Annotated in this window: 6 protein-coding genes, 1 tRNA gene and 3 rRNA genes; all 10 read right to left on the minus strand. The window is 41.5% G+C overall.

All coding sequences use genetic code 11. The features are described from left to right. Positions 1–281: 281 nt before the first annotated feature. The gene (locus HPY74_08945; protein NSW90782.1) at positions 282–455 is read right to left on the minus strand and encodes a small, acid-soluble spore protein, alpha/beta type; all 174 of its coding nucleotides are present in this window, start codon (positions 453–455) and stop codon (positions 282–284) included. A 95-nt stretch (positions 456–550) separates the two neighbouring features. Continuing rightward, complete coding sequence (locus HPY74_08950) at positions 551–985, minus strand: CBS domain-containing protein (GenBank protein ID NSW90783.1); 435 nt, start codon at positions 983–985, stop codon at positions 551–553. Positions 986–1,276: 291 nt separating this feature from the next. After that, positions 1,277–2,110 carry a carboxylating nicotinate-nucleotide diphosphorylase gene (gene nadC / locus HPY74_08955; protein ID NSW90784.1) on the minus strand — a complete coding sequence of 278 codons (834 nt, stop codon included), beginning with the start codon at positions 2,108–2,110 and terminating at the stop codon, positions 1,277–1,279. 78 nt (positions 2,111–2,188) lie between these two features. After that, complete coding sequence (gene nadB / locus HPY74_08960) at positions 2,189–3,790, minus strand: L-aspartate oxidase (protein ID NSW90785.1); 1,602 nt, start codon at positions 3,788–3,790, stop codon at positions 2,189–2,191. 22 nt (positions 3,791–3,812) lie between these two features. Beyond that, on the minus strand, positions 3,813–4,724 hold the full coding sequence (gene nadA / locus HPY74_08965; GenBank protein NSW90786.1) for a quinolinate synthase NadA: 912 nt from the start codon (positions 4,722–4,724) through the stop codon (positions 3,813–3,815). A 115-nt stretch (positions 4,725–4,839) separates the two neighbouring features. Beyond that, a complete protein-coding gene (locus HPY74_08970) occupies positions 4,840–5,475 on the minus strand; it encodes an accessory gene regulator B family protein (GenBank protein NSW90787.1) in 636 nt (211 codons plus the stop codon). A gap of 134 nt (positions 5,476–5,609) precedes the next feature. Further along, a 5S ribosomal RNA gene (rrf, locus tag HPY74_08975) occupies positions 5,610–5,727 on the minus strand. 68 nt (positions 5,728–5,795) lie between these two features. After that, positions 5,796–8,939, minus strand: a 23S ribosomal RNA gene (locus tag HPY74_08980). Positions 8,940–9,139: 200 nt separating this feature from the next. Continuing rightward, positions 9,140–9,215 (minus strand) — tRNA-Ala (locus tag HPY74_08985). A gap of 99 nt (positions 9,216–9,314) precedes the next feature. Then, a 16S ribosomal RNA gene (locus tag HPY74_08990) occupies positions 9,315–9,392 on the minus strand; the annotation flags it as partial.

A 9,392-nucleotide genomic window follows, 5' to 3' on the forward strand; every position in this document is an offset into this window, starting at 1 on the left:
CCTTTTTTATTCACCATAAGCGGGACTCGCCTATAATGAATTCAAAAAAATTATATCATTGGGCTTTTCAATCGTCAACAGATAGTGTATAAGTGTAAAAATTTTGTAACAGAACTGAAATAATAAGAATTCGAGGTTTTTGTTGGTGTTTCAGTACTTTAGATGATATTCTGCTATAATTTTTAATTTATATATTTAAATATAATTTTAAAAAGTGATATCTTCAAGCGTTAAAAAAGAAAGCCGATAACTATCGGCTTTCTTTTTTAACGTTAGAGTCTTTATTTCCCGTTAAAGCTCCTTTCAGCCATTTCTATGGCTTTTTTAACAATATTTCCGCAATTCCTTGATGATACGGAGCCCCAACCTTCTGAAGCAACCGTGTTGTAGACTCCAAGTTCTTTAGCTATTTCAGCCTTTAATTCTTCCGACATTAAACTCCTGCGTCTACCCACAGTTTAATCCCCCTTTCTTTTACGCTTGTATTTGCAAAGCGTACATATATATTATTTGCAATTATAAAAATTTAATAGACTGAAATTTTTTCAATTTACATCATTTCCGGTTTTGACGGCCTGGAAATTTCCGATAAAGCTTCGGATGCTTCCATATTGAATCTCCTGTCGGTTGCCATATCTCCGATTGCAAGTATTCCTACAAGCCTGTTATTTTCAACTACAGGAACTCTTCTTATTTGATTTATTGCCATTTTTGCTGTTACTTCTTCCATATCCGCATCCGGAGTAACGGTTATTACATTCGTTGTCATTATATCACTTACAGGTGTAGATCTTGGATCATTACCCTGGGCAATATTTCTCACCACTATATCTCTGTCTGTAACAATCCCTACCAGGTTATTATCGTCTACCACAGGAACTGAACCAATGTTATGCCTCTGCATAAGTTGTGCTGTTTCCGTAATAGAAGTATTTGGTGATACATAAGCAACATTTTTGGTCATCTTATCTTTTACTTTTAACATTTTACTCATCCTCCATTTTTTAGTTTTAAGTTTTTTCTGCAATATTTTTTTCTGTTTTTATTTTTCCTCAAAAATAAAAAAACATGCTGAAGGTTTTTGAACATATAAATTATAAGGAGTTATACACAACCATGTGGATAACTCCTTGACATTTTTAAGCCCTGTAACCCGCTCTACAACTAGTTTACAGCATTATCCTTATGTTTACTGCCTGTTAATGCGGTTTTTCTGTGGATATCTTTTTGTGTTATCCACAGGACGTCATTACATCTTAATAGCTTTGCCATCTTATCATCTTATCTTCATACTTATATCCAATGATTTTACAGAATGGGTAAGACTGCCCACTGATATGATATCAACCCCCGTAAGGGCCACTTCATAAACATTGTCAAGGGATACATTCCCAGAAGCTTCTACTAAAGCTTTTTTATCTATAATTTTTACCGCCTTTCTCATCATATCCAAACTCATATTGTCCAGCATAATAATATCTGCTCCTGCTTCCAGAGCTTCTTCTACCTGTTCTATTGTTTCTGTCTCAACTTCAATTTTTATAGTGTGGGGGACGCTTTTCTTTACCATAGCAACAGCTTTTTTTATACCACCTGCTGCGACAATGTGGTTATCTTTTATTAACACTCCATCCGAAAGGGAATATCTATGATTAGAACCGCCTCCCATCCTGACGGCATATTTTTCTAGCATCCTCATCCCGGGAGTGGTTTTTCTTGTATCGGCTATACTTACCTTAGTCCCTTCTACCCTGTTACAAAATTCTCTTGTTATTGTTGCAATTCCCGATAACCGCTGGAGTATATTTAACGCTGTCCTTTCTCCTTTTAAAAGTGCCCTGGTATTTCCTGCAATTTCAGCTATTATAGTGCCTTTTTTTACACTTGAACCATCCTGTATTATCTTTGTAAATATTACTTTATTATCTAATAATTCAAATACCCTTCCGGCAACATCAAGTCCGGCTATCACTCCATCTTCTTTTACTATAAATTCCGCCCTGGAAACACCTTTAGGATCTATCAAAATGTCGGTGGTTATATCACCATAAGGCATATCTTCTTCTAACGCGTTTTTTATTATATTGTCCACAATTAACCAGTTAATCATAATATCTCCCTTCCGTATCTTTTCCTACTTAAATATTCTTCTTCGATTATTCTTCAATTAAAATTAAATAACTTCTGATTATAAAGTTTTACTAACAATTATATTTCTTTTCCATTTTTCATCATCGGTTTTGTTAAAGTCGGAACGGTAATGGGCACCCCTGCTTTCTTCCCTTTTGAGGGCAGAATCTACAACAAGGCTTGACAACAGCACCATGTTTTGAAGCTCCCAATCCTCTATCGCTGTATTTCTCATATTCATTAATAGCTCCCGGTACTTGTTAATTTTTCCCATAGCGTGGATAAGCCCTTCTCTGTTCCTTATGATTCCCACATATTCCGTCATTATCCTCTTTACATCATTCCTGATTGCTTTTTTATTAATATCTTTTTTTACCCTATCTGTAGAATATTTTACAGAATATTCAGGTATCTTCCCCCCTGCCTCTTCTATAACTGACGAAAGCTCTGTCCCTATTTTACTGCCAAAAACAAGTCCCTCCAATAAAGAATTGCTGGCAAGCCTGTTTGCACCGTGAATGCCGTTACAGGCAGCCTCTCCGCAGGCATAAAATCTCTTTACATTGGTTTTTCCATATATATCTGTCCTTATTCCGCCCATACAATAATGTTCTGCAGGAGCAACGGGTATATAGTCTTTAGACATATCTATTCCATAATTTAAACATGTCCTGAATATATTTGGAAAGCGGTTCTCCAGGTATTCCCTGTCTTTAAATGTAATGTCAAGATAGACATGGTCTGAGTTCGTTTTTTTCATTTCCATAAATATTGACCTGGAAACCACATCTCTCGGTGCAAGTTCTGCCATTTCATGATACCGGAGCATAAACCGTTCTTTGTTGATGTTTCTTAAAATAGCGCCTTCTCCCCTTACTGCTTCCGAAATAAGGAAGCTTTTGTTTTCAGGATGAAAGAGGACAGTGGGATGAAATTGGATAAATTCAAGGTCCATTAACTCTGCTCCGGCCCTGTATGCAAGGCATGCTCCATCTCCTGTTGCTACTTCCGGGTTTGTTGTATTCTCGTAAAGCTGTCCAAATCCTCCTGTAGCACATACAACTGCGTGCGAAAGGTATATTTTTAGTTTTGATGAATCTTCATCATAGGCAATAACCCCCTTAGCTTCACCATTATCAGTAAGGAGATCTATGACAAAAGTCCTTTCTTTTATTTTAACGTTTTCTTTAGTCTTTACAACAGAAATAAGTTTATCCAGTACTTCCTTCCCCGTGGTATCACCTGCGTGAATAATCCGGTTTTTACTGTGGGCTGCTTCCCTGCCGAATGCAAGTTCGTTTGAGTTTCTTTTATCGAAATTTACCCCGTATTTACACAGTTTTTCTATATTTTTGGCAGCTTCAGAGACTAATACCCAAACACTTTCTTCATTACATAATCCGGCACCTGCATAAATGGTATCCTTAAAATGCAATTCCGGAGAATCTCCTTTATCAAGAGACACAGCAATTCCTCCCTGGGCAAGGACTGAATTGCTAATTTCCAAAGTCTCTTTTGTAAGGATAGCTATTTTATACTTCTCCGGTATCTCAAGTGAAGTATATACACCGGCAATTCCGCTTCCTATAATTATTACATCAAAAAAATCCGTTTCTATATTTTTTGTGTCAAAATCAATTAAATACCTGTAATCACTCAATTACGCTCCCTCTTTTCCCCCTTCAGCTAATCTCCAACATCCTTTCCAATGCCTTTGAAGCTTTTATTCTTATATCTTCATTAAGCTCAATATTATATTTCATTTCATTAAGAGAATTAAATATACTGTCTAATGTTGTTTTTTTCATGTTAGGGCATATAAAACCCTGGGAAAGGAGGTAAAACACTTTATCCGGGTTGTTTTTCCTTAAACTGTACAACACTCCCATTTCGGTCCCTATAATAAATTTCTTGTGCCCGCTCTTTGTCCCATAATCTATAATTGCTTTTGTACTTCCAACAAAATCCGCCATTTCTATAACTTCAGCCCTGCACTCAGGATGGACAAGTACAAGTGCATCCGGGTGAAGTTCCTTTGCCTTTTTTACGTCCTCTGCCTTCACCCTGTGGTGAGTTGGACAAAAGCCTTCCCATAATATTATATTCTTTTCGGGTACCATTTTGGCAACATAACTACCTAAATTTTTATCCGGGACAAAAATTATATCTTTTTCTTTTATAGATCTAACAACGTTTACTGCATTAGATGAGGTACAGCAAATGTCACTTTCAGCCTTTACTTCAGCAGATGAATTTATGTAGCATACCACTGCTGCTCCCGGATGCTTTTTTTTAAACTCCCTCAGAGCTTCTGCAGTTATCATATCCGCCAAGGGACAACCTGCATCTCTCTCAGGCAGAAGCACTGTTTTCCCCGGAGAAAGTATTTTTGCACTTTCGGCCATAAAATGCACACCACAAAACACAACAACTTCTGCATCCGATAAAGCACAATACCTGCTTAATGCAAAAGAATCACCTACCATATCTGCTATTTCCTGCACTTCATCCCTTTGATAAGTGTGTGCAACTATTACTGCCTTCTTTTGTTCCTTTAATTCGTTTATTTTATTTACTAATTCTATTTTATCCATATCAATAAATCACCTTTAATTATTTTATTTTATTTTAATACTTTACTAACTCTTTGTAAACTCTTTGCAAAGAAATTATTAAAGGGATTGTTTTGGCGATTTTTCAAAAGTTATTTTATGAATTCTTTAAGGAATGTTCTTTCTTTCCACTTATCATATCATAAAAGGAATATCCTATAGGAGTTATGTTGAATATTTCCACAAGTGTGCCAATACATGCTGCCATAGCATAAAGAATTAGTCCTTTAAATATTAAGAAGAAGATTATTATTGTCGTTATAAATAACATCAATATTGATTTTCTTTTCAGTGATTTTATCTTTTCTTCCTTTTTTATCGGTTTATTTGGCGTATCAGCAGGCGCCCATTTATAAAAACTAAATAATCCTGTAAAAAACGTAGCAATATTAAGAAAGGCTATCGTATGTATATTCAAATTCTCCCATGTATAGTGTACAAATAAACCGGCAAGTAAAAAAATAACTATCGAAGCAACCATACATTTATTATATGTGTCCATGTGGTAACCGCCTGCAGTAGTACGGAATATAACAAAAAATGTAAGTATAATAAGTGTTTCTTTTATAACTCCAAGAAGAATAGCTAATGCCAGTAAGATAATAAGCTTTACAAACTCTCCTATTATTATTTGAAAACCGAAGTAATATATACTCCTTTTTTCATGATTTTCGTTCAATTTGCTACTTAAACATTTTGCATAAGTATAAGACCATTTTCTAATAAATTTCATTTGTAATACCTATAAACTATACAATTTTTTGAATTTCTTAAATTTACTATATTATATAATTCATTTTCTTGCAACTATTTTCATGTTAAAAATAAATCAAGGCTCTAAGCTTTACAGTTAGAGCCTTGGCATATATCCGGCAGAGACCTACTTTCCCGGGACGTCGCCATCCAAGTATCATCGGCGCTTGAGAAGCTTAACTTCCGTGTTCGGGATGGGAACGGGTGTGTCCTTCTCGCTATTTCCACCGGAAATCTTTTTGGGTTATACCCTCAAAACCGTATAATGTAAGTTCTTCGAAAAGCAACCGCTTACCTTTGTTTTGGTCAAGCCCTCGACCTATTAGTACCGGTCAGCTCAATGCATTGCTGCACTTACACCCCCGGCCTATCAAGCATGTAGTCTTCATGCGGTCTTACCACTCAGAGGCCGCAAGCCAGATACACAACGTTAGCATTTTTCTTTTTTATCCTCTCTTCTTGCTTCTGGCCTCTGGCCTCTGAGTGTGGGATATCTCATCTTGAGGTCGGCTTCACGCTTAGATGCCTTCAGCGTTTATCCTTTCCAGACTTAGCTATCCAGCCGTGCACTTGGCAGTACAACTGGTACACCAGCGGTCTGTCCATCCCGGTCCTCTCGTACTAGGGACAGTGCCTCTCAAATATCCTACGCCCGCGACAGATAGGGACCGAACTGTCTCACGACGTTCTGAACCCAGCTCGCGTACCGCTTTAATTGGCGAACAGCCAAACCCTTGGAACCTACTTCAGCTCCAGGATGCGATGAGCCGACATCGAGGTGCCAAACCTCCCCGTCGATGTGGACTCTTGGGGGAGATAAGCCTGTTATCCCCAGGGTAGCTTTTATCCGTTGAGCGACGGCAATTCCACTTTCATACCGCCGGATCACTAAGCCCTACTTTCGTATCTGCTCGACTTGTTTGTCTCACAGTCAGGCTACCTTATGCCTTTGTACTCGACGCGCGATTTCCATCCGCGCTGAGGTAACCTTTGGACGCCTCCGTTACCTTTTAGGAGGCGACCGCCCCAGTCAAACTGCCCACCTGACATTGTCCCTATACCAGTTCTATGATATCCGGTTAGTGCCCCAGCACTCTTAGAGTGGTATCCCAACGCCGGCTCCACGTATACTGGCGTACACGCTTCTACGCCTCCCACCTATCCTGTACAAAGAATACCGGAACACAGTATCAGGCTACAGTAAAGCTCCATGGGGTCTTTCCGTCTTGTCGCGGGTAACTTGCATCTTCACAAGTACTACAATTTCACCGGGTACGTTGTCGAGACAGTGCCCAAGTCATTACGCCATTCGTGCGGGTCGGAACTTACCCGACAAGGAATTTCGCTACCTTAGGACCGTTATAGTTACGGCCGCCGTTCACTGGGGCTTAAGTTCACTGCTTCACCTTTCAGTTAACAGTTCCCCGTAACCTTCCAGCACCGGGCAGGCGTCAGCCCCTATACTTCATCTTTCGATTTAGCAGAGACCTGTGTTTTTGCTAAACAGTTGCTTGGGCCTATTCTCTGCGGCCACATCCCTGTGGCACCCCTTCTCGCTAACTTACGGGGTCAATTTGCCGAGTTCCTTAACAACGCTTCTCCCGCTCGTCTTAGGATTCTCTCCTCACCTACCTGTGTCGGTTTGCGGTACGGGTACCTTCACTCTCGATAGCGGCTTTTCTCGTCAGTGCGGATTCGGTTACTTCGGTACTCGTTTTTCCCTCCCCTTCAGGCCTTCGGAACACCCGGCGGTCTTCCCTGCCAGGCTACCTATCTCCCTTGGACGGACTCTTCCTGCTGCCCGCTTATCCTATCCCCCTGCGTCCCCGCTTCTCTCTTACCAAGTGACGGTAGTACAGGATTTTCAACCTGTTGTCCATCGACTACGCCTTCCGGCCTCGCCTTAGGTCCCGACTTACCCTGGGCGGACGAGCCTTCCCCAGGAACCCTTAGGCTTTCGACGGTGAAGATTTCCACTTCACTCTCGCTACTTATTCCGGCATTCTCACTACTGTTAGGTCCATACGTCCTTCCGGTCGTACTTCTACCCCCTTCAGTAAGCTCCCCTACCATACTGTATGTTTCTAATGCTACACCTTATGCTCTTTAGCCTTTAGCCAATTTGACGAAAAGCTCTTATCTCATTTCTTCTTTAAGGTTGCTTTTCGTTCTAATTACCTCCTCCTCTTCTCTACATAAGATACACCATTAGAAACATACAGCATCCACAGCTTCGGTATGCAGTTTAGCCCCGGTAATTTTCGGCGCAGCCCCACTCGACTAGTGAGCTGTTACGCACTCTTTGAATGTATGGCTGCTTCTAAGCCAACATCCTAGCTGTCTTAGCAGAACCACATCCTTTCCCACTTAACTGCCATTTTGGGACCTTAGCTGATGGTCTGGGCTGTTTCCCTCTCGACTATGAAACTTAGCTCACATAGTCTGACTCCCAAACATCATCTGTAGGCATTCAGAGTTTGATAGGGTTCGGTAACCCGGTTAGGCCCCTAGCCCATTCAGTGCTTTACCTCCTACAGATTAATTTGAGGCTAGCCCTAAAGCTATTTCGGGGAGAACCAGCTATCTCCGAGTTCGATTGGAATTTCTCCTCTACCCACAGCTCATCCCAGACCTTTTCAACGGTCACGTGGTTCGGTCCTCCACGGAACTTTACTCCCGCTTCAACCTGTCCATGGGTAGATCACCCGGTTTCGGGTCTATCCAATGTGACTCCTTCGCCCTCTTAAGACTCGGTTTCCCTTCGGCTCCGTACCTTTAAGTACTTAACCTCGCCACATTGCATAACTCGCCGGACCGTTCTACAAAAAGTACGCTGTCGGGCTTTAACGCCCTCCAACTGCTTGTAAACATAGGGTTTCAGGTTCTCTTTCACTCCCCTCGCCGGGGTGCTTTTCACCTTTCCCTCACGGTACTCCTCCTCTATCGGTCACCAGGGAGTATTTAGCCTTGGGAGGTGGTCCTCCCTCCTTCCCACAAGGTTCCTCGTGCCTCGTGGTACTCCGGATCACGGCTCCTAAGTTTCCGGTTTTCGCATACGGGACTCTTACCCTCTATGGTCTCGGCTTTCCATCCGCTCATTCTGCTAACCTTCTCCTTAGCTTCCCGCCGGTCCTCTACCCCGATCTAGATGTGACATGCTAGATCGGTTTGGGCTCTTCCGCGTTCGCTCGCCACTACTTACGGAATCACTTTTGTTTTCTTTTCCTGTGGGTACTTAGATGTTTCAGTTCCCCACGTCTCCCCCCGTTATGCTATGTATTCACATAACGGTACCCGGCTCTTTCCTGCCAGGTGGGTTCCCCCATTCGGATATCTGCGGGTCTCAGGCTATTTGCGCCTCTCCGCAGCTTTTCGCAGCTTATCACGTCCTTCTTCGGCTCCTGGTGCCCAGGCATCCACCCTACGCTCTTTATAGCTTGACCTCTCTTTCCTCCTCTTTCGAGCTCTTTCCTCGGTCTTCTTTCCGGTGTCTCCTTCAAGTTACCCTTTCGGTCACTTTTCTATCACCTTACATTATACAGTTTTCAAAGTACAACATCCAGACAACAGTTAACAGAGTCAACTTCTAAGTAAGGATTTGCAGCTTTTTCTGTTCTCTGACCCCTGTTTTCTGTTCTCTAGTTTGGTGGAGATAATGAGATTCGAACTCATGACCCCCTGCTTGCAAGGCAGGTGCTCTCCCAACTGAGCTATATCCCCACTCTTTTTATTTTACTGCCATACCTTGGGGTTCCCCATTGGCATGGCTTCCTTTGCCTCCCATGGGCAAAGAAAACTGAACAGTGTATAATTTGAAGCTCTCCTTAGAAAGGAGGTGATCCAGCCGCACCTTCCGATACGGCTACCTTGTTACGACTTCACCCCAATCATCTACCC

Source organism: Bacillota bacterium (assembly GCA_013314855.1).
Lineage (GTDB): Bacteria > Bacillota > Clostridia > Acetivibrionales > DUMC01 > Ch48.